Genomic DNA, 22,031 nt, shown 5'->3' with positions numbered 1-22,031 from the left:
ACTTTTACTGTCTACTCATTCGTTCTATTTCAGATTCGGCTTTATAAACTCTTTTGTTTAATACTTCTGTTCGATCATCAACATAATCAACAATCTTATCAGTATATAAGCCTAAACTATCAACAAGGTTCTTTTGTAACTTTTCTTGGCCGGCTTCTAGTCTTTTCTGACCTTCTCGCAATTCATAAGTATCTTTCTTTAATTCATTTGTATCTTTTCTTAACTCTCTGGTATCTTTCTTCAATTCATTTGTGTCTTTGCTCAATTCAATTATATCTACACGCATTTCTTTTATTTCGTTTAACATTTTCCTTAAAATTTCTTCCATATTCTTCTCCTCCTTTCCTATGTTCTTAAACTGATTATACCACCCTATATATTAATAAGGGATAAAAAAGATTTCTAGACATAGGCAATTGATTATTTATAGTGAATCCAATTACAACTTATGACATTTGTACATAAACTAAACAAGGAACGCACGAAGTTAATGTATGAAATTGTTGGAGGGAGAATTATGAAGGAAGATGAAATCATTCACTCTCATGGAATGGAAATTGGAATTTATTCTTTAGCAGATTTACGGCCTAATCCCCATACAGGAGAAACCATCGGTGCTAAGCAGCGAATCGAAGAAATCGTTGAAGCGGCAAAGCTTGCAGATGAGGCAGGACTTGATGTTTTTGGTTTAGGTGAGCACCACCGTTTTGATTATGCAGTGTCATCTCCTTCTGTTGTATTGTCTTCAATTTCTCAGGTAACCAAAAGAATAAAACTAACAACTGCAACCACAGTCTTTAACACAAACGACCCAGTTCGTTTATATGAAGATTTTGCAACACTTGATCTTATATCAAATGGTCGTGCCGAGATTATTGCCGGCCGAGGAGCCTACTTGGAATCTTTCCCTCTCTTTGGATATGATGTAAAAAATTATGATGAATTATTTGAGGAAAATATTACACTTTTCCAAAAGTTGAATGAAGAGAAAAATGTAACGTGGGAAGGGAATTTCCGCTCTCCTCTGCAGCATGCAGATATTGTTCCACGTGCATTTCAAGACAAACTGCCGTTATGGATTGGTGTTGGTAACACACCGCAAAGTGCAGCACGTGCGGGAAGATTAGGTACCGGTTTAGTTGTCGTTACCTTTGGAAAAGATTATCTAGTTTATAAAGACCTTGTAGACATATATCGTCAAGAAGCAGACAAATATGGAGTGTCTCCTACAGAGATTAAAGTAGCAGTTAGTGGACACACCTACCTTTCAAACACAGCTGAACAAGCTAAAAAAGAATTCTTTCCCTATCATTCAAGTTATTGGAGATCAATGGATGGGGATCAGAAAGAGATAAGAAATGACTTTGAACAAATAACCAGTGAGAAAGGATCACTATTTGTGGGAAGCTCGCAACAAATTATCGAAAAAATTTTACATCAATATGAACTTTTTGGACATCAACGTTTTATGGCGCAAATTGATATTGGAGGAATGCATTTTAAAACTGTGGTTGAAAACATTGAACGATTAGCCACCGAAGTAGCACCTGTCATAAGAAGGGAAACAAAGAAATAGAATGGTATCAAGGAATTGCCAGGAGGTATGCTCATGTTTGATGAAATTGAAAAAAGAACAGGATTAACGGTGAACGATCTTGTTAAAATGATGGAATTTTTCAAACAAACAGATTTCCAAAAGGAACAAGAGCTTCGAGCCTTTATTCGAAAAGTCTCTCAGACTGCCAAAAAACCGATATCAAAGAAAACGGAAAACTTGATTGTTCAAACCTATGAATCTTTTCAGAATGATACAAAGATATATAACAGCAGAAGAAGAAATTCATAGGAACTTCTTCTTTCTGCTTCCTTGTTTATTCTGTGTGGAAGGGCCATTTATTTCTCCCTTCCATTTAAATAAAACACTACTGACTGATAATCTCCGCCCCGTTCAGTCAATTTTCCGTTTACTCCATTAAATTCAATAGGCAAAGGTAAACCCCGATAAACTAGTTCATCACCATAATAGGCTTTTTCTCCATTCACTTCATACAACAAGTTAACATCAAGTCCTTTTAAAGGAAGCACCTGCTGCTTCTTTGGATTCGCAGTCGCAAGGACTTTATACCATCCAACCAACGCTTCCTTTCTATCTTTTGAAACAATCATCCATGCTGTTTCGTTTTCTTCAAAAGGACACTGAAGACGATAAAAGTCTCCATCTCGAATCAGTTTACGGTGACTTTTGTAAAATTGCACTTGAGTTTTGATGATTTCGCGCTCTTCCTCTTTTAGTTCAAGTGGATTTAACTCATAACCAAATGTACCAAAATAGGCAGTATTTGCTCTAGTATCGATCGGTGTTTTTCTTAATGTTTGATGATTTGGAACAGCCGAAACGTGAGAACCCATACTATAAATAGGGTAGGCAAGTGATGTTCCATATTGAATTTTAAGACGTTCCACTGCATCGGTATCATCACTAGTCCAAGCTTGTGGAGCATAATAAAGCATACCTGGATCAAATCTGCCTCCACCACCGGCACAAGATTCGAATAGGACGTCAGGAAATTCAGATGTTAGTTTTTCATATAAATCATAAACACCTAAAATATAGCGGTGGAAAAATTCACCCTGTTGTTCTTGGTTAAGGGCCGATGAGTAGGCATCTGTTATATTTCGATTCATATCCCATTTAATATAAGAAAGCATTGTTTTGCGGATGATACCCGACATTTTTTCATATAAATAGTCCACTACTTCAGATCTTGAAAAATCCAACACAAGTTGATTTCTTCCAAATACGAGATGCTCTCCAGGTCTTCCTACTATCCAATCAGGATGTTCCTTATACAGCTGGCTAACCGGATTAATCATTTCTGGCTCAAACCATAATCCAAACTTCAGATCCAACTCCTTTAATTTGCTTGCTAATGATTCCAAGCCATTCGGAAGTTTGTCTTCATCCTCATACCAATCTCCAAGTGATGATGTATCATCGTTTCGTTTACCAAACCAGCCATCATCTAAAACAAATAACTCAATTCCTAAATCCTTAGCACTTTTCACAATATGAACTAGCTTTTCTTCATTAAAATCAAAATAAGTTGCTTCCCAATTGTTGATTAAAACAGGTCTTTCTTCTTGTTTCCATGGATCGCGAATTAAATGCTGACGATATAATTGATGAAAAGCCTGACTCATACCGTTTAACCCCTCATTAGAGTAAACAATTACTACTTCTGGCGCCTGAAAGCTTTCATTTGCATTAAGATTCCACTGAAATTGATGTGGGTGAATCCCCATCATCACTCTTGATGTTTCATAATGATCAACCTGAACCTGTGCTAAAAAATTACTGCTATACACAAAATTAAATCCATACACTTCGTTATGATGCTCGGTTGTATTTTTTCGTTTTAAGGCAATAAAAGGGTTATCATGATGTGAACTAGCTCCTCTAATACTGGAGACGGAAGAAATGCCTTGTACAAGTTCTCTTTCTTTTATATGTCGCTCTCTAGACCATGTTCCAGATAGATGCACCATTTTAAAGTCTGAGTCTGGAAGATCAATAGATGAACTCATGAGCTTATTTAATGAAAGTGTATGTTCTCCTATATTCTCAATTTTTACAGTGCGGGTTATCACCGGCAAATGATGAAAAATGGTATAAGATAATTGAAGACTTGCGTTTACTTGATGATCTTCAAGTGTCACAATAAGAGTCGTAGCTTCTTCTTCTCCGGCATATGTAGCAGGTAGTCCTGTTAATTTTGGCTTTCCTTTTACTACCTCATATCCTCTGTATGCAAATAAATTTCCAAGTCTGCCTTCAGAATCAACAACCTCAATTGCAGCCTCACGAAAATCTCCTTTACCTGGTACCGGAAATTCTTGACGTGTTGTTTCAAGAGAAAAAGCTGGGTCATCTTGATAAAAATGACAGCTTGCAGCTGTAGGAAGATCATTTCGTTGAAAATGTGAAAAATCCTCACGATGACGAAGAGCCTTTCCAAAATAAAGCTGCCCAAGACTACCATTCTTTAACACTTGAAAAATATAACTAATTTGACCATTTGTTAAGTGAAATTGTTGCAGTTGATCGTTTATATGAATGTACATGTTTCAACTCCTTTGATTGACAATTTTTCATGTATCGAGACTGGATTTTGCTCTCTGAACCGGTTTCTGTCCCGATTCTGACTGTATCGAGACTATAGCCTGATCTTTACACCAGTTTCTGGCCCGATTCTGACTGTATCGAGACTGTGGCTTGATCTTTCCACCAGTTTCTGTCCCGATTCTGCCTGTATCGAGACTGTAGCCTGGTCCTTCTACCAGTTTCTGTCCCGATTCTGACTGTATCGAGACTGTAGCCTAATCTTTACAAAAGTTTCTGTCCCGATTCTACCTGTATCGAGACTGTAGCCTAATCTTTACAAAAGTTTCTGGCCCGATTCTGACTGTACCGAGACTGTAGCCTGGTCCTTCTACCAGTTTCTGTCCCGATTCTGCCTGTATCGAGACTGTAGCCTAATCTTTACAAAAGTTTCTGTCCCGATTCTACATGTATCGAGACTGTAGCCTAATCTTTACACCAGTTTCTGGCCCGATTCTACCTGTATCGAGACTGTAGCCTAATCTTTACACCAGTTTCTGGCCCGATTCTACCTGTATCGAGACTGTAGCCTAATCTTTACACCAGTTTCTGGCCCGATTCTGACTGTACCGAGACTGTAGCCTGGTCCTTCTACCAGTTTCTGGCCCGATTCTGCCTGTATCGAGACTGTAGCCTAATCTTTACAAAAGTTTCTGTCCCGATTCTACCTGTATCGAGACAGTAGCCTGGTCTTTATAAAAGTTTCTGTCCCGATTCTACCTGTATCGAGACTGTATCCTGATCTACCCACCAATTCCTGTCCCAATTCTACCTAAGAACAAGACAGATTCCTGATCCATCAACCATTCCCTATCCCAATTCTCCCCCCATCAAAACCGAATTGAGCTTGAAAAGAATTTCAAGCTCAATCCTATCAAATCCCTTCACGCTGAATCACAAATTCAAATGCCATATCTCTATTTGCTTTTATCACATGTTCTTCATGGACAGGAGCACCCCAGCTATCATCTCCACCAACACCCATTTGCTTGCCGGCAACGGTGATTACAGAGTAATGAACATTAGGTAGTTCATGATGATGCTGTGCATTTTCTAGCTCAAGAGCTGTATAAGGTGAGACATTGCATTCAATCGGTGTGCCCTTTGCAGCAATCATCAATCCTTCGCCACCCTCATTTGTTACCCGAACTCGTCTGACTCCAGTTCGATTTCCAGATTCTTGCGGATTCAAATACGCAGCCATATTATCTTTTACAGTGTTCTTAAACACACCAAGTCGTGCCCCTTGAGCTCGGTCTGAATAGTTTTCTTCCGGTCCCATTGCATACCATTCTAGTTGATTATAATTAGCTGGAACCTTAAATGATAAGGCAAAGATCGGCATCTGCGGCAACCCTTCTGCTCCTTTGTACGATGACTTTACGTGAATGCTACCATTAGGATATACCGTATAAATCGTGTTTACATCAATATCTGCATGAATGGAAAACTTATAAGTAAATGCGACCACAACGTTATTTTCATGAGTTGATAGCTCAACATTTGTACATCTCCGAGCCATACTCGCTGATAGCCAGCAGCCTGAAACAAAAGCTTGAGCGTACCCTCTATCATTGTCTGTGGTTGCCCGCCAGAACAATGGTGCAGGAGGAAATGCAATCATTTCTTTTCCTGAATAAGTAATAGACACTAGGCTTCCCACTTGCTTTGAAAAAATAATGCTAAAATCTCTACCATGAACACCGATGTTAACGTCACCTTCTACCAACCTAACTTTCTCTTCTGATCGTGTCGGCAAAGTATCATCACCTTTTTTCTCAAAAACAAATTGCCCGAATGCCACCTCGTGCCCAGCCTCTGCCCAGATTGTTTTTTCTTTTAATAGAAAAGCGACCTGAACATAATACTCACCTGTTTTGATCATCGAATCTCGAGACCAATCAAAATCCAATCGCTGATCACTTTGTGCTGCAACATTTACCTCAACTGATTTTTCACATACCTTCTCTCCTTCATGAAAAAGAGTGTACGTTAACAAATAATCTGAGGTATCTTTAAACACATTCTTATTCTTAATCGTTACACCTGTTTCATCTGCTTCTAGCTTCATATTTTGATATAAATATTTAACTTCTTGCATCTTAGGAGAAAGCTTTCTGTCCGCATAAACAATTCCATTCGTACAGAAGCCGTAATCTGTCGGACGGTCTCCAAAGTCTCCGCCATAAGCTAAAAACTCATTTCCATAACGATCTTTTTGAACGAGAGATTGGTCCATATAATCCCAAATGAATCCACCTTGATACATCGGGTATTTATCCTCTAACTCTGTGTAATAATTCATACCACCTAAAGAATTCCCCATCGCATGCATATATTCGCAGCTTATATATGGTTTTTCAGGATTGTTTGTTAAATACTCCTCAATATCTGCTGGCTTTGCATACATGCGGCTTTCCATATCACTTGTATCATTGTAAGTACGGTCGTAAAATACACCTTCATAATGGACAAGTCTGCTAGAATCAACGGACTTAAAATATTTCGTAACATTAAGAATCACTTCACCTGCATATGATTCATTTCCACATGACCAGATAAGAATAGAAGGATGGTTTTTATCTCGTTCAAACATTGATTTTGCCCTATCTAACACGATATCCTGCCATTCTGGTTTGTTTCCCGGGATATTCCAGGAAGGTTCAACGGCGCCCATCTTTTGCCATGTTCCATGTGTTTCCAAGTTCATTTCATCAATTACGTAAATGCCATATTCGTCACATAATTCATACCAATAGCTTTGGTTTGGATAATGTGATGTGCGAACTGCATTGATGTTATTTTGCTTTAATGTTTTTATATCCCAGAGCATATCTTCCTTTGAAATGGCACGCCCTGTTCGATGATGAAACTCGTGGCGGTTTACTCCTTTAAAAACAATACGCTCACCATTTAATTTCATTACCTTATCAACAAGCTCAAATCGTCTAAAGCCAATCTTTTGCGGGACAACTTCAACAATCTCTTCATTTTCATCAATAAGCTGAATAAAAAGCTTATACAGATAAGGAGTTTCAGCACTCCACAATTTTGGTCTGTCAACATTCAGTGTAAAAGTCTGTGTTTCTCCGTTAAGGTCAACACTAGTTGATTCAACAAGATCTCCATCTTTATCTACCAATTCAACCAAAACCTTTGAACCGATAGCAGCAGGTGAACTTAGTTGAAGATCAACCTTCAGTGTTCCCTTTGTATAGGTTTCATCAAGTTCTGCATGAACATAGGCATCATACACATGCATTTTCGGCACAGTATACAAATAGACCTCACGGAAAATTCCCGAGAAACGCCAAAAATCCTGATCCTCAAGCCAGCTACCTGTACTTCTTTGGTATACCTCAATTGCAAGCTTGTTTTCTCCTTGCTGTAAAAAAGGAGTTAACTCGAACTCAGCAGGAGTAAAACTGTCTTCGCTGTATCCGATAAAGTGACCATTTAGCCATACATAAAAAGCAGATTCAACCCCTTGAAATGAGATAAACACAGGGTTTCCTTGCATATTGTCTGGTACATGAAAGTTCTTAACATAGCTTCCAACTGGATTTTTATCCATTGGAATTACAGGTGGGCGTATATCATTGATTCCGTCCCATGGGTACATCGTATTAACATATTGAGGCTTACCATAGCCTGTAATTGAATATGACCTGGAACCTTTATATCATCCCAGCTGTCACAGTCAAAATCGACATGATAGAAACTTTCAGGGCGTGTACTTGGATTGATCGCATAATGAAATTTCCAATTTCCATTTAAACTTTTTCTCATAGCCATTGGAAGAAAGTTCTTCGCCTCTTCCACTGTTTTGTAATACACATGACTAGAGTGTGCCGGTAGTCGATTTACCGCAAAGGTATTTACATCTGTTAACCAATTTAAATCTGGATTCGTCCTCATTCTAAACTTCCTCTCTCTTTATTTTACTGAAGCCCATCATACCTGCAACAAAGTGCTTTTGCATGATGAAGAATATAAGTGCAGCAGGCAATGTTGCAATAACAATCGCTGTCATAATAACGCCAAAATCTGGGGCATAACTTGAGCCTAAAGTCGAAATAAGCAATGGTATCGTTTGCTTTTCAGGAGATTGCAACACAACAAGAGGCCATAAATAGTTATTCCAGCTAGCCATAAACGTAATAATCGCTGCTGCTGCATACGTTGTTTTCATCGTTGGGACATAAATTCTAAAAAATACACCTAACTCACTTAATCCATCAATTCGACCTGCTTCAAGAATATCCTTTGGAAACATTTTTGTACTTTGACGAAAGAAAAAGATTAAGAACGCAGTTGTAAGGGTTGGTAACACCGCAGCTGTTAATGTATCAATCCCTAAGAATGGTGCTGTTTGTGAAATCGTACCAAACATACGGAATAACGGAACCATTAACGCAGCAAACGGTATCATCATGGATAGAAGTAAAATATTAAACACAACATCCTTTGATTTGCTTTTAAAAATCTCAAATCCATACCCTGCTAGTGACGCAATTAATAGCGATAAAATGGTTGTTGAAATCGATACCTTAGCAGAATTAATTAAAGCAGGAACAATATCGACAGTAGCTAATAGATTTTTAAAATTCTCTACAAAATGAGAACCTGGTAATAATCTTCCTTGCGTAACATCAACCGACTTATTTGTTGCCGATACAACCATCCATAAAAACGGAAAAATCGATACAATCGTCGCTACAATTAAAACTCCGTAACTAAATACTTTCTTAAGCATTTCGATCACCTGCCACTTTAAACTGAATAATAGAGAAAACAACAATCATAATCACAATTGCATACGACACGGTCGCTGCATAACCAAAGTCTGGCGTATATTTAAACGATAAATTATAAATATATTGAGAAATCGTCATCGTTGCATTACCAGGACCACCTTTTGTAATATTCATAACTTCATCAAATAATTGCAGAGTTCCGATTGTTGAAGTAATGGATGTAAAAAGAATGATTGGCTTTAACATTGGAATCGTAATCTTAAAAAATTGTTGAATAGGAGATGCTCCATCAATTTTGGCAGCTTCATAGATGGAAGAATCAATATTTTGCAGTGATGATAAATAAAAGATCATATTATAACCAGTCCAACGCCAAGTAATGGCGATAACAATCGTGATTTTTGCCCAAAAAGGATCTGTTAACCATTGTATTGGCTCTGAAACAAAGGAAAGCTTCATTAACATCATGTTGATAATGCCATCAACACCAAATAAATACTTAAAAATAACAGAATACGCGACAAGTGATGTTACACATGGTAAAAAGATCGCGGTACGGAAAAATCCTTTAAATTTTAAATTTTTATCATTTAATAGCACTGATAAAAATAGAGCTAGAAATATCATGACCGGCACTTGAATAATTAAGTAGATAACGGTATTTTTTACGGCTGTGATAAAGGTCGGATCTTTTAATAATCGAGCATAATTATCAAGACCAGTAAATTTCAAATTTGTCCCTGTTCCTGATTGAAAAGACATGATTAACGCATGAACCATTGGATAAAAGTAAAAAATGCAGATTAACACCGAAGCTAATGTGATAAAGGACCAACCGATGAGGGTTGTTTTAGTAATCCGCTTCTTCGTCGAATAAGAAACAGATGTGTTTGTACTTGTTTTTGCTGATATCATTTTAAAGTCAACTCCTTAACTTAATCAATATAGAATTGAAGCCTTGAAAATCTCCTCTGCATCGTTAGCAGATTGAAATTTCAAGGCTCCGTTCCTCACTTCAGATCAGAGGAATAGTTGGCAGGATTATTACTGTAATTGTGCATCAGCTTGCTGTTGAGCGTCCTCAAGCACTTGATCAATATCCTTACCGTTAAGGTAGTTTTGCATTTCAACAATTAAGATGTCGTCAATGGCATATGTGTGTAAACCATAATTCACTTGTGGAATTTCTTCTAACCATGTTGAGAAGTCAGAAATAATCGTTTGACCAGCAAAGAACTCATCAGCCGCTTTATATGCTTCTCCAGTTGATGCAGGAATGTATGTTCCAATTGCCCCAATTTCTGTTACTAAATCTTGATAAAAATCAACATTTGAACCAAATGTTTTCGCTAAGAAATCAGTAGCATCTTCTTTACCATCAACATTTAACACATACCATGAGCTTCCACCTAAGTTTGAAGCATTTACTGACTCAACATCTGGAAGCTTCGGTTGTGGAACAACTGCCCATTTGCCTGATTGAGATGCTTCAGCTTTAACAGAAGGTGTAATCCAGTTTCCAGTCGGAACAGATGCTACCTCACCACTATTAAATGCCGCTAAGAATTGACTCCAATCAGAGTTTGGTTTTACGATATCAGCGTCAAGCATTGCTTTGTACACTTCAAATGACTTTTTAAGTGCTTCGTTTCCAGCGATAAATGGTGTTACACCATCTTCTTTCATATACCAAGCACCAGCAGATTGCATCATCATACGAATAATACCTTGGTCGTTTGGATCAAGTGTAATCATATTCTTGCCAGTTGCTTCTTTTACTTTTTTCCCAATTTCGATATATTCGTTCCAGTCAATTCCTTTTAAATCATCAACTGTGTAACCCGCTTGTTCTAAGTAATCTGTTCTTACATATAGACCTGTTACTCCAGTGTCAAATGGTAAACCATAGTTTTTATCATCAAGACTTGTTGGTACTAGTTTATAAGATGCAAAATCTTCTGTTTTGAACGATCCAGTAATTTCGTGGAATGAATCTGGATATGCTTGAAGAAAACTTTGCGCACGATAGTCTTCAATTAACACAATATTTGGTAATCCCTTTGTTGTGCCAGAGCTTAAGCTTGTATTTAATTTTTGGATGATATCAGCCTGAGCATTTTCGACAATCTTGATTTCTAGATCAGGATTTTCTTTTTGATAATACTCTTTTGCAATATTCAAAGCTTTAATATTAAAGTTAGGATCCCATGCCCAAATCGTGATTTCATTTGAACCTGATGATTCACTTGACTCTGAATCTACTGTTTCTTTTGACCCAGAAGAGCATGCAGCCAAGATCATCATGCAAGCCATCATTAAAACGAGTAGCTTTTTCATAAAAATACCCCCATGTTTTTTGTTTTTTGTAAGCGTTATCTCTCCCTTACACCTATCATGTTAGCATCTTTATTCTATTTTTCTTTAGGACTATATTTTTATAAATTTGTGATTTTTTCATAGGGTGTATCCGCTTACAAAATCGATGGAATTGTATTTTTTTTAGATTCTTGTGATTTTTTTAGGTGGTTGAGTTTGTAGGATCTTTCTTAACTTACGGTACATCATGAAACGGTTTCGGTTGGCAATGTAATTTTTATCCTTGTCCCTTGTCCAACTTCACTTGAGATTGTTACACCATATTGATGACCATATAATATTTGAATTCGTTCATGAACATTCTTTACACCAATTCCAGTAAAATGCTGCTTCTTACTCTTGGTGGCTGGCAGTTTATTCGATGTAATCTCCATGCCATCACCGTTATCCATCACTTCACAAATAAGCGTGTCTCGTTCCTGCCAAACCATTACATTAATAAAGCCTGATGTTTTGTTATTAAAACCATGGAAAAATGAATTTTCTATAAATGGCTGTAAAATAAGCTTAGGAATTCGATGTTGTATGCAATCAGGTGAAACTAAATAATTCACTTTAATTCGATCTCCATAGCGTTTTTGATTAATAAGAACATAGTTTTTAAGATTATTTATTTCCTGCTCCACAGTAATCGTTTCACATACATTGCCAATCGTATTTTGAAGCAAGGAAATGAGGGAATTAATCGTTTCTTCTGCTTCTCCCTTTCCCCCTGCTGAATCATAAATTTAATAGAAGTAAGTGTGTTGTAAAGAAAATGTGGATTAATTTGCTGTTGCAACGCCGCTAGCTCAGCATTTCGCTTTTGCTTTTGATAAAGAACAAGTTTCTCCAAATAATCTTGCAATTCATCTAACATACTATTAAATGCCTTGCCAATTTGCCTAGTTTCATAAGTTCCGCTTACAGAAACATATTGATCAAAATCATATTTAGATGCATCAGAAATTTGCTTAACCAATGTTGAAAGTGAATTTGTCATTCTTCTTGAAATAAAAAACACAATAATAAGAGCAATAACCACGATAAAAAATAAAATAAGCGCAATTTGTTTTTTATTAATTAAATCACCAATTGCTTTTTTTTGGTCAATTAAATTGAATAAATACATATCAAGAGAAGGGATGTATTCCCAAAAGATAATAGAATTTGTCCCCTTAAACTCTTTCACAATGTAGTTTTCACCTTTATCATTGTTTTCCTTAATATATTGAAAAAGTTCTTCTGCTTTCTCACCAATTAAATCTGTTTTATTACTAGAAATAATTCTTCCAGTATTATCAAGAACATACACATCATTACCTGTGCTCGTGTAGTTGTTATAGAATTTTCTGAACTCACTTTCATGAATAGGGAAATACATCATTCCATATATCGTTCCTGAGATTCTTTCCATTAGTGGTTTCGTCGCAATAATGTATTGTTCATCTTCTTTGTTTTTTGTTTCTTTCATTCGTCGATCATGTTGATAAATCAATCTTTTAGGATTTTGCATGGAAACATTTGTTATGTTATGAGTTTTCAAATCTTCATCAGAAATCATCCAATAAGGACGATTTGTTGCATAACTCATTCCGTTAATACCTTTAACAATAATTTCCGTTTCATAGGCATCCACATTTGATTTTATTCGCTTCATTTGCTCACTCATTTGATAAAATGAATTCATTTTCTGACGATTTGATTGCTCTTCGGTCATAATCCTTCTAATTGTTCCGCTTTGCAGAATATTATTTGATGCAAGAACAATCGAATAATTATAAGATTCAAAGCTGTCCTTAATTTGATCCATTACTTTTGCATTTGTAATACTGAATTTATCAATAAAAAACTGCTCAGACATGCGGAATGTTGTCCATGTAATAATAATTGAAACACTTATAATGCTAATAACACTTATCGAAAACATAGTGACAAATAATCCGTTATGTTTAAAATACTTTTGAAAAACATTCATATTGAATACCATCACTTATTTCAATTTTTGATTTCTACGATATTGACTTGGTGACAGACCCTTTTGTTTCTTAAAAACCTTACAAAAATAACTATGATCAGAATATCCTACAAGTCCACTAATCTCTGAGATCGGAGTGGTTGTATTCAGTAACAGCTTTACAGCCTCCTCGATTCGAATTTTGTTGAGATACTCATTGAATCCTTCTTTATTATGCGTTGCAAAATAGCTTGATAGATATGAGGGATTAAAATGAAAAGTATTAGCAACATCGCTCAAACTAAGCGGTTCGGCATAATGTTCTTCTATATAATCTAGGATGAGTTGGAAATTGGAAAAACCTGAATGAGCTTTCTTTGTCGTAATCACTTCTTTTGCTTTTGTAATAAATAGTTGTAACTGCTGAACAACACCACTTGCTGTTTTTGCACTATCAATTTTATTAAAAAAACTAAATTTTTCATTTTCTAAACTTTTCACATCAAAATCTAAATTGCTTAACAAAACGGAAATCGTAAAAATAACATTTCCGAAGAATGATTTGTATTCAAAAATATCTGTCGTAAAGCTTGAAGACAACACAGTTACATGTTCGTCTAAATAAGAAAATGCCAAATCAAACCGTTCATGTTTAAAGTCATTCGTAAATTTATCAAGGTTAAAAGAAACGATCTTAGGTGTTTCTTTTAGAAGATTCTTTTCTATTACTATATTGGTGTCGGGAAAATAAAAGCGATATTGTAGCATCTTTTTAATCACTTCGTTGTATTTCAACCAAATTTGTGAAAAGCTTGTAAAAGTCTCAGAGATTAGTATGGAAAGTTGAGAATGATGCTCCAATATTTTAGGAGGGAGCTCTGAAATTAAAGTTAAAAAGTCTTCACTACCATTAACTAAGAATACGCTTACATCTTCTTCTATTTTGAAGATTTCTAGTTTCACATCCTTTGCAAATGATGTGATAAGTACTTCAATTTCAGAATTAATTGCAGAAATATCCTCTAAACTCTTTTCTTCTATTAACCTATAATCAATTGCAACCAAACGAAAGTTAGAATAAGGAAATACCTCTAAAATGAGATTTTCATCATATTGTGTGTCGTAACCTGAAATAAGCTTTTCGATGATATGTCCAATATTCACATCAACAGTCGATTCTTCCTTTTCTCCTTGTAACGAAGGAATTTGGCTTGCTGCCGTTTTTAACACAGTAAGCAATGATTCTGTATCAAGCTTAGGCTTTAAAATATAGTCAACTGCCCCATTTTGAAAAGTAGATCTTACATAATCAAAATCACCATAGCTACTTAAAATAATAATTTCAATGTGCGGATATTTGCTTTTAACAATTCGAGTTAACTCTTCACCATCCATAATTGGCATCACAATATCTGTTAACACAATATGAGGCTTCGTTTTTTCTATTAACTCAAGAGCCTCCTGACCATTTGAAGCTTCGCCGACAATTTGAAACCCTTCCTGCTCCCACTGCATATAATGCTTAATTCCTTGCCTGATTAACTGCTCATCATCAACAATGACTACTCTACACCCTTCACTAGATCTCAACAAAATCCCCCCAGGCTTTGTAGACTTAACGATTATTTTATCTTTTTCTTTCATTATACACTTGAATAATTTTATTAACATCGGTTTGTCAAAAAGCCCCCATTTGTTTGGGGGCTAAACAATCATATACGGTACTCTAAAGGTGTTCCAAATCCCGTAGGATACTGATCGAAAAGTGTTTCATCCATCTGCACATTATATCCTTTATCTTTTAACACCTTATGAAGCTCTTCAATATGATCATGGTTTTTTGTTTCAACTGACATTTCGAGCTGAGCAAATCCGGGATAAATATGTTTTCCTATATGCTGGAGATTAACATATTGTACATTAGCGTTTAAATCGGTTATAACGCTTAATACTTTCTGAAGCTCACCTGGTTTATCTTTCAACGTTATGGAGAAATGAGCATACCTACCTGATTCAACTAACCCCCGCTCAATAATCCTCGCAATAAAATTAACATCCACATTTCCGCCACTTAATACTGCTATTACTTTTTTATCTTTTAACTCAAGCTTTTTATAAAGAAGTGCCGCTAGGGAACTAGCACCAGACCCTTCGACTAAAAATTTACTTCTCTCTAAAACCATTAGCATTGTTCGTGCAATTTCCATTTCATCCACACAAACAATATCATCAACATACTCTTTAATAATGTTAAACGTCTTCTGTCCTGGTTTTTTAACAGCAATTCCATCTGCCATCGTTGGGGTCGCTTCAACCATTACCGGCTTTTTTTCCAAAAGTGACTGCTTCATGCTTGGACAGGCAAGAGTTTGAACACCATAAACTGAAACATTTGGATTACTTTCTTTCACGGCCTTAGCAACACCCGCAATAAGCCTCCCCCACCAACTGGGCAAACAATGGCATCCACGTCTGGAAGCTGTTCCATAATCTCAATTCCAACTGTTCCCTGTCCGATGATAACTTCTTCATCGTCAAAAGCATGAATAAACGTACCCCCAATTGAATTACAATATTCTAATGCGTAAGCAAGAGCCTCATCAAAGACAGCTCCCTCTAAAATGACCTTTGCACCATATTGCTTTGTTGCTAGCACTTTACTTAACGGCGCTCCCTTTGGCATCACGATCGTACAAGGAATCCCAAGCATTTGACTTGAGTACGCAACACCTTGAGCATGATTCCCAGCTGATGCTGCAACGACCCCTTTATTTAGTTCTTCTTTTGTAAGAGAAATAAGCTTATTATAAGACCCCCTTACTTTAAAGGAACCTGTTTTTTGTAGATTCTCAAGTTTTAAATACACATCATTTTGTGCAAGATGACTAAAAGTTTTCGAATGATCTAACGGAGTTGTATGAACAATTCCTTTAAACTTTTCTCTAGCATTGAAAAAATCATTTAAGTTCAAACATAACTCCTCCTATAATTTACTGATATATCTAGGGTGCTCTTTCGGTGAGGGAAGTATGTTTTTTATAGAGTAGATTTAAATTTATGGGGTGGAGGTTAGTTGTGGTTTAGTTATTGAGAGGAATATTTGAGTTGTTTATGCAAGTAGATATTTTGCTATGTTTTATGCAGCTGTATTGGGACATGGTTTCGATTTTCTTGTTCTGGTGTGTCCCGATTCTCCGGGTATCGGGACTCTTTTTCGCTTTTTTCCTCTGGTGTGTCCCGATTCTTTGAGTATTGGGACTCATTTTCGCTTTTCTTCCTCTCGTGTGTCCCGATTCTGCAGGTATCGGGACTCATTCTCCCTTTTCTTCCTCTGATGTGTCCCGATTCCACAGGTATTGGGACTCATTTTTGCTTTTCTTCCTCTCGTGTGTCCCGATTCTGCAGGTATCGGGACTCATTCTCCCTTTTCTTCCTCTCGTGTGTCCCGATTCTCCGAGTATCGGGACTCATTCTCCCTTTTCTTCCTCTGATGTGTCCCGATTCCACAGGTATTGGGACTCATTTTTGCTTTTCTTCCTCTCGTGTGTCCCGATTCTCCAAGTATCGGGACTCATTCTTCCTTTTCTTCCTCTCGTGTGTCCCGATTCTCCGAGTATCGGGACTCATTCTCCCTTTTCTTCCTCTCGTGTGTCCCGATTCTGCATGTATCGAGACAAGAACTCCATTCTCTACCTCATCTTGTCTCAATTCTGATCTAATCGGCACATACGTATAAACAATTTCCATTCCAGAGAACAACATATTTCCCCAATGCTCTTTGTTCCAAAATTAAAACTAACAAAAACAACTACTCTTCCAATAAAACATCTTTAATAAGTTCATCAATGGAGTAATATCGTTTTTGCTTGTACCTGAAAGCAAAAAAGAACAACACCCCCTTATTAAAATAAGGAGACATTGTTCTTTTCCAAAACCCATTTTGGAACTAAGAATCTCGTTGTCATTAGTGGATCAACGACCTGACAAATTTGAGTTTGTCCTACAGCACTTAATATCATCGTTAATTCACTAAGTGGTAAGCGCGTTTTATCCTGAAGTAATTCAACCATATCTTCTACAGACACCTTAACAGCTTCATCGATTGTTTTTGCTGATGCAATCGTCCCAATAAATTCTTCTGTTTCTAAAACAGGATTACGTAGTGATTTTCCTTTAATCACCTTTATAGTGACAGTAACCTGTCCAGCTATCTCAATTCCTGTTACACAAACCTCACCATCGCCCATTGCAGCATGAAGATCTCCTAAAGCAAAGAGCGCACCTTGTTGAAACACTGGGAAATAAAGGGTTGTTCCTTTTGTAATCATTTTATTATCCATATTTCCACCGTGAGAGCCTGGTGTGCCGCAAGAGATTGGTTCACCTTGTGGAGCTACTCCAATTACACCAATCATTGGATTTAATGGAATGTGGATGTTTTCATTAAAAATAGCTTTCCCGTTTTCAACTGGAATAAGTTTTGCTTCAAATTTAGTAATCTTTTCACCTAAAACGCCCATTCCTGGACTAACGGCCATCACACCTTGGTCTTCTAATTTTATATCATCAATTGTCACTTCTAGAATATCTCCCACTTCTGCCCCTTCCACATAAACAGGACCTGTCGCGGGATTGACCTTACTCCAGTCCAAGCTTTCATATGTAGAATTAGCTGAAGTAATTTGGTTTTCAAAGCAATCATAGGTTTCAATGATCACTGTTTCTCCAGATTTCATATTCAAAATTGGAGAATGCTCTTTACTAAAAGCGTATATTGGCTGTGAACGGTTAATAATGTGAGACATGAAATCCTCCCTACTTTCCTTTTACTTTCGATTAAGCCCGTTTATTCCTCTTTAATTTAAACAAAGCCTCCAAAGATTCCTTCCTAAATGCTGAAAAAGTTCTTTTCTCACATAAAAACCCCAAGTAGTAGTGTCCTACAACTTGGGGTTTTTATGTGTTATTTTACCGATACATTTTTATCTTCAGGATCAATAACATTATTCATATAATTCTTTCCCCATTCGTACATAGAATCGAGAATTGGCATTAGTGTTTCTCCTTGTTTCGTCAATGAATATTCTACCTTCGGAGGCACAACAGGGTACACTTTTCTCTCTACAATAAGGTCCTCTTCTAACTCGCGTAATTGATTAACAAGCATTCTTTGAGTAATGCCGGGCATAAGTGCTTTTAGCTCCCCAAAACGTTTTGTTCCCTCTTTGCCTAAATGCCATAAAATAAGCATTTTCCATTTACCACCGATAACCGAAAGGGTTAATTCTTTTTCACAGTTAAACGTCTTATCATTCATACGTGACACTTAACCACCTCCAATTTTTACATAGAATAGCACATAGTATACTTTTTGTCACTATGTAAGAAAAAAGTGCGTACTTCATTTAAAAATAAATACGTATTAGACTAATAGTGTACCGTTAATCAGGGTTAGAGTTACCGGATAAATTACATAGGACTCGGACACATTAGCACGGTACAAAACATTTTAAACATGGGAGTGGGAATAAATATGGAATTACAATTAGCACTTGATTTAGTCAATATCCCAGAAGCAATTGAATTGATAAAAGAAGTTGAAGATCACATTGATATCGTTGAAATAGGTACACCTGTTGTGATTAATGAAGGTCTACGCGCTGTAAAAGAAGTAAAAGCAGCATACCCTAACTTAAAGGTACTAGCTGACCTGAAAATTATGGATGCAGCTGGTTATGAAGTGATGAAAGCTTCTGAAGCAGGAGCAGATATTGTAACAATTCTTGGCGCAGCTGAAGATATGTCAATTAAAGGTGCGGTAGAAGAAGCGAAAAAGCAAGGGAAAAAGATTCTTGTTGATATGATTGCTGTAAAAGATCTTGCTTGCCGTGCAAAGGAAGTAGATGCTTTAGGCGTTGACTATATTTGTGTACACACAGGTTATGACCTTCAAGCAGTTGGAAAAAATTCATTTGAAGATCTTCAAACAATTAAAAGTGTTGTGAAAAACGCAAAAACGGCTATCGCAGGCGGAATTAAATTAGATACTCTTTCTGAAGTAATTAACGTACAACCAGATCTAGTTATTGTTGGTGGCGGAATTACTGGTCAAGAAGATAAAAAGGCTGCAGCGGCAAAAATGCAACAAATGATGAAAGAAAATGTATCAGTAGGGTAACGTAGGAATGCAAACGACCCAATATCTAACTAAAATTCTAAATGAACTTCATCAATCTTCAAGCCTTATTTTAGATGAAGATGCTGAAAAATTGGTTAATGGGATTTTAGAAGCCAAGAAGGTTTTTGTCGCAGGTGCTGGTAGATCAGGATTCATGGGAAAATCATTTGCTATGCGGATGATGCATATGGGAATTGATGCATATGTTCTCGGTGAAACCACCACACCTAATTTTGAAAAAGATGATATTTTAATCATCGGGTCTGGCTCAGGAGAAACGAAAAGCTTAGTATTGATGGCTGAAAAAGCCCACAATATAGGCGGTAAAATTGCTGCTGTCACGATTTTCCCAGAATCTACAATTGGACAATTAGCTCATTTTACAATAAAAATGCCTGGGTCGCCAAAAGACCAATCTGAAGGCGATTATCAAACGATTCAACCTATGGGATCCCTTTTTGAACAAACTTTGTTACTTTTCTATGATGCAGTTATCTTGAGGTTCATGGAGAAAAAGGGGTATGATACAAATGAGATGTATGGCAAACATGCCAATCTTGAATAATAGGTATGTGAAGGCCGCAATCTTTTACTTGCGGTCTTCAGTATGACTACATAAAAATTTGTATAAGGAATGATGATATGACCTCATTAAAAGGGAAAAAAGCTGTAATTACAGGAGCTGGCAGAGGAATTGGACGAGCGACTGCCATTGCTTTAGCAAAAGAAGGAGTTAATCTTGGGTTAATCGGATTAACCATGTCAAATCTTGAAAAACTAACTTCTGAATTAGAACAATACGAAATTACAATTTCTGCTGCAACAGCTGATGTTTCTGACCTTGAAGCAGTTACTCATGCTGTAGAGCATATCAAATCAGAACTAGGTTCTATTGATATACTCGTTAATAATGCTGGTATTGCTAAATTTGGAGGCTTCCTTGACTTATCTCCTGAAGAGTGGGAAAACATTATCAAAGTTAATTTAATGGGTGTTTATAATGTAACAAGAGCTGTGTTACCTGATATGCTTGAGAAAAACTCCGGAGATATTGTTAATATTTCTTCAACAGCTGGCCAAAAAGGGGCCCCTGTTACAAGTGCATACAGTGCATCTAAATTTGCTGTACTAGGATTAACAGAATCACTTATGCTTGAAGTAAGAAAGAAAAACATTCGTGTTACAGCTTTAACACCAAGTACTGTTGCAACAGACTTAGCAGTAGAAACAAATTTAATAAGTGGAAATCCAGAGAATGTGATGCAGCCTGAAGATCTTGCTGAACTACTGGTAGCTGGATTAAAGCTTAATCCAAGAGTCGTTCTTAAGGGCGCTGGATTGTGGTCGACTAATCCTTAAAATTAGCAAACTCCAAAGAATAAGGATCTATTTCTATAAAGGAAATAGATCCTTTTCATATAAAACCTTTTATTAATCGTTATTCAATAGATTTCCTTTAGATATATAAATCGTATATACTCCATCCGATAAATTATAATAAAGACATCTAAAGCATCTTGTTTCTTTAATGTGAATACCTTTTTTCTTGTTTTTATCTTTTGATAACAATTTTTGCGCTAAACGCTGACTCTCCTCAAAGCTAAGACCAATCGATATGGGGATAAGCTTGTTACTTTTTATTGCCTTTCTATTTTTAATTTCTTTATAGTAAATTTCATTCTGCATTCTAAAAAACCCCTGTTTCTACATAGAAGATTTAAGAATAATTAAAGAGTTATAGGGAAAATGTATAACATCCATCCCCCTCTCATTTAAGTATGTTACCAATAAAGTGTAAGAAAAGTTTTCAAAAAAGTATTAAGAAAGTGTTAAGGAAGTGTTATAAAGAGGAAATTTCTCCAAAAAAAGCCTTTAAGCAGTTTGTAAAAACCACTTAAAGGCTTATTAAGAATTTCTTTAGTTCATCCATTTATACCCGATTCCCCAAACAGTCTTAATATATTCTGGCTGTTTAGGATGATCTTCAATTTTCTTTCGGAGATTCGTTATGTGAACATCAATCGAACGATCTGTTAAAAAATAATGATTTCCCTTCACTCTATTGATGAGATCTTCTCTACTAAAAACAATCCCTGGGTGATCAGTAAAAAGTGATAATAACTCAAACTCCGTATTCGTCAATTCAACCTGTTCCGTATTAATTGTCAGTACTCGTTTTTGTCGATCCAATTCTATCTTTTTGTTATGTAATTGTTCTATTTTGAAAATTTCAGGTTTTAAAAGATTGGCTCTCTCTACCTTTGCTACTCTTCGAAGAACAACCTCTATTCTAGCTTGTAGTTCTTTCATATTAAAAGGCTTTGATAAGAAATCATCAACACCTCTTTTTAACGCATGTATTCGTTCTGAACTTTTTGTTTCCAGCGAGATCATAATAATTGGAGCTTCAGTTTGATTTTGAATATCATCAATTAATTCATTTCCCTTTTTGTCAGGAAGATATAAATCAAGAATAATAACATCTGGCTCGAATGTTTTTAGTGCTTTTAACGCGCTATCACCATCAGAAGCAACATCAGTCTTGTACCCTTCATCTTCTAGATATAAATGCAACATTTGTGCCATCGTTTGGTCATCATCAACAATCAACACTCGGGTCATACA

At 36.4% G+C, this 22,031-nt stretch carries 15 protein-coding genes and 3 pseudogenes; 5 read left to right on the top strand and 13 right to left on the bottom strand.

The window, feature by feature from the left end:
* Positions 1-4: 4 nt before the first annotated feature.
* Positions 5-328 carry a hypothetical protein gene (locus MVE64_RS19160; protein WP_247340331.1) on the bottom strand — a complete coding sequence of 108 codons (324 nt, stop codon included), beginning with the start codon at positions 326-328 and terminating at the stop codon, positions 5-7.
* Between the two features lie 189 nt (positions 329-517).
* Between MVE64_RS19160 and MVE64_RS19155 the strand changes: the two genes are divergently transcribed.
* Positions 518-1,576 carry an LLM class flavin-dependent oxidoreductase gene (locus MVE64_RS19155; protein ID WP_247340330.1) on the top strand — a complete coding sequence of 353 codons (1,059 nt, stop codon included), beginning with the start codon at positions 518-520 and terminating at the stop codon, positions 1,574-1,576.
* 33 nt (positions 1,577-1,609) lie between these two features.
* Positions 1,610-1,846, top strand: coding sequence for a stage VI sporulation protein F (locus MVE64_RS19150; protein ID WP_247340323.1), 237 nt, complete (start codon positions 1,610-1,612; stop codon positions 1,844-1,846).
* Positions 1,847-1,893: 47 nt separating this feature from the next.
* Here MVE64_RS19150 and MVE64_RS19145 read toward each other — a convergent pair whose 3' ends face one another.
* From MVE64_RS19145 to hxlR, 10 genes and pseudogenes are all read right to left on the bottom strand, one after another.
* A complete protein-coding gene (locus tag MVE64_RS19145; RefSeq protein ID WP_247340321.1) occupies positions 1,894-4,122 on the bottom strand; it encodes an alpha-galactosidase in 2,229 nt (742 codons plus the stop codon).
* Between the two features lie 911 nt (positions 4,123-5,033).
* A pseudogene (gene lacZ, locus MVE64_RS19140) lies at positions 5,034-8,077 on the bottom strand (beta-galactosidase, LacZ type).
* A gap of 1 nt (position 8,078) precedes the next feature.
* Positions 8,079-8,915 (bottom strand): carbohydrate ABC transporter permease, encoded by an 837-nt coding sequence (locus tag MVE64_RS19135; RefSeq protein WP_425593970.1) that lies wholly within the window; start codon positions 8,913-8,915, stop codon positions 8,079-8,081.
* On the bottom strand, positions 8,908-9,831 hold the full coding sequence (locus tag MVE64_RS19130) for a carbohydrate ABC transporter permease (RefSeq protein ID WP_247340319.1): 924 nt from the start codon (positions 9,829-9,831) through the stop codon (positions 8,908-8,910). The genes MVE64_RS19135 and MVE64_RS19130 overlap by 8 nt, the downstream gene beginning before the upstream one ends.
* Before the next feature lie 129 nt (positions 9,832-9,960).
* A complete protein-coding gene (locus MVE64_RS19125) occupies positions 9,961-11,253 on the bottom strand; it encodes an ABC transporter substrate-binding protein (RefSeq protein ID WP_247340317.1) in 1,293 nt (430 codons plus the stop codon).
* A gap of 227 nt (positions 11,254-11,480) precedes the next feature.
* Positions 11,481-12,230, bottom strand: a pseudogene (locus tag MVE64_RS27845) (sensor histidine kinase); the annotation flags it as partial.
* 1,034 nt (positions 12,231-13,264) lie between these two features.
* A complete protein-coding gene (locus MVE64_RS19115) occupies positions 13,265-14,818 on the bottom strand; it encodes a response regulator transcription factor (protein ID WP_247340315.1) in 1,554 nt (517 codons plus the stop codon).
* Positions 14,819-14,940: 122 nt separating this feature from the next.
* A pseudogene (gene ilvA, locus MVE64_RS19110) lies at positions 14,941-16,199 on the bottom strand (threonine ammonia-lyase).
* Positions 16,200-17,130: 931 nt separating this feature from the next.
* Positions 17,131-18,033, bottom strand: coding sequence for an acetamidase/formamidase family protein (locus MVE64_RS19105; RefSeq protein ID WP_247340313.1), 903 nt, complete (start codon positions 18,031-18,033; stop codon positions 17,131-17,133).
* 158 nt (positions 18,034-18,191) lie between these two features.
* Positions 18,192-18,554 carry a transcriptional activator HxlR gene (gene hxlR / locus MVE64_RS19100; RefSeq protein WP_098796490.1) on the bottom strand — a complete coding sequence of 121 codons (363 nt, stop codon included), beginning with the start codon at positions 18,552-18,554 and terminating at the stop codon, positions 18,192-18,194.
* Positions 18,555-18,761: 207 nt separating this feature from the next.
* On the opposite strand from hxlR, the gene hxlA reads away from it, so the two are divergent.
* From hxlA to MVE64_RS19085, 3 genes are all read left to right on the top strand, one after another.
* On the top strand, positions 18,762-19,406 hold the full coding sequence (gene hxlA, locus MVE64_RS19095; RefSeq protein WP_247340312.1) for a 3-hexulose-6-phosphate synthase: 645 nt from the start codon (positions 18,762-18,764) through the stop codon (positions 19,404-19,406).
* 7 nt (positions 19,407-19,413) lie between these two features.
* Entirely contained in the window at positions 19,414-19,971 is a 558-nt protein-coding gene (hxlB, locus tag MVE64_RS19090; RefSeq protein WP_247340310.1) for a 6-phospho-3-hexuloisomerase, read from the top strand.
* A gap of 77 nt (positions 19,972-20,048) precedes the next feature.
* Entirely contained in the window at positions 20,049-20,765 is a 717-nt protein-coding gene (locus tag MVE64_RS19085) for a 3-ketoacyl-ACP reductase (protein ID WP_247340308.1), read from the top strand.
* Between the two features lie 72 nt (positions 20,766-20,837).
* Here MVE64_RS19085 and MVE64_RS19080 read toward each other — a convergent pair whose 3' ends face one another.
* Complete coding sequence (locus tag MVE64_RS19080) at positions 20,838-21,092, bottom strand: hypothetical protein (protein ID WP_247340306.1); 255 nt, start codon at positions 21,090-21,092, stop codon at positions 20,838-20,840.
* A gap of 231 nt (positions 21,093-21,323) precedes the next feature.
* Entirely contained in the window at positions 21,324-22,028 is a 705-nt protein-coding gene (locus MVE64_RS19075; protein ID WP_247340304.1) for a response regulator transcription factor, read from the bottom strand.
* Positions 22,029-22,031 lie beyond the last annotated feature (3 nt).

This window comes from Metabacillus endolithicus (assembly GCF_023078335.1).
Taxonomy (GTDB): domain Bacteria; phylum Bacillota; class Bacilli; order Bacillales; family Bacillaceae; genus Metabacillus; species Metabacillus endolithicus.
This window is presented reverse-complemented; position numbering and strand designations above follow the sequence as displayed.

Excerpts from the sequence above, each read along its gene's own strand:
- MVE64_RS19075 (WP_247340304.1), bottom strand. The coding sequence starts at position 22,028 with ATGACCCGAGTGTTGATTGTTGATGATGACCAAACGATGGCACAAATG.
- MVE64_RS19105 (WP_247340313.1), bottom strand. The coding sequence starts at position 18,033 with ATGTCTCACATTATTAACCGTTCACAGCCAATATACGCTTTTAGTAAA.
- hxlA (WP_247340312.1), top strand. The coding sequence starts at position 18,762 with ATGGAATTACAATTAGCACTTGATTTAGTCAATATCCCAGAAGCAATT.
- MVE64_RS19080 (WP_247340306.1), bottom strand. The coding sequence starts at position 21,092 with ATGCAGAATGAAATTTACTATAAAGAAATTAAAAATAGAAAGGCAATA.
- MVE64_RS19150 (WP_247340323.1), top strand. The coding sequence starts at position 1,610 with ATGTTTGATGAAATTGAAAAAAGAACAGGATTAACGGTGAACGATCTT.
- MVE64_RS19125 (WP_247340317.1), bottom strand. The coding sequence starts at position 11,253 with ATGAAAAAGCTACTCGTTTTAATGATGGCTTGCATGATGATCTTGGCT.
- MVE64_RS19155 (WP_247340330.1), top strand. The coding sequence starts at position 518 with ATGAAGGAAGATGAAATCATTCACTCTCATGGAATGGAAATTGGAATT.
- MVE64_RS19085 (WP_247340308.1), top strand. The coding sequence starts at position 20,049 with ATGACCTCATTAAAAGGGAAAAAAGCTGTAATTACAGGAGCTGGCAGA.
- MVE64_RS19145 (WP_247340321.1), bottom strand. The coding sequence starts at position 4,122 with ATGTACATTCATATAAACGATCAACTGCAACAATTTCACTTAACAAAT.
- MVE64_RS19130 (WP_247340319.1), bottom strand. The coding sequence starts at position 9,831 with ATGATATCAGCAAAAACAAGTACAAACACATCTGTTTCTTATTCGACG.
- MVE64_RS19160 (WP_247340331.1), bottom strand. The coding sequence starts at position 328 with ATGGAAGAAATTTTAAGGAAAATGTTAAACGAAATAAAAGAAATGCGT.
- MVE64_RS19135 (WP_425593970.1), bottom strand. The coding sequence starts at position 8,915 with ATGCTTAAGAAAGTATTTAGTTACGGAGTTTTAATTGTAGCGACGATT.
- hxlB (WP_247340310.1), top strand. The coding sequence starts at position 19,414 with ATGCAAACGACCCAATATCTAACTAAAATTCTAAATGAACTTCATCAA.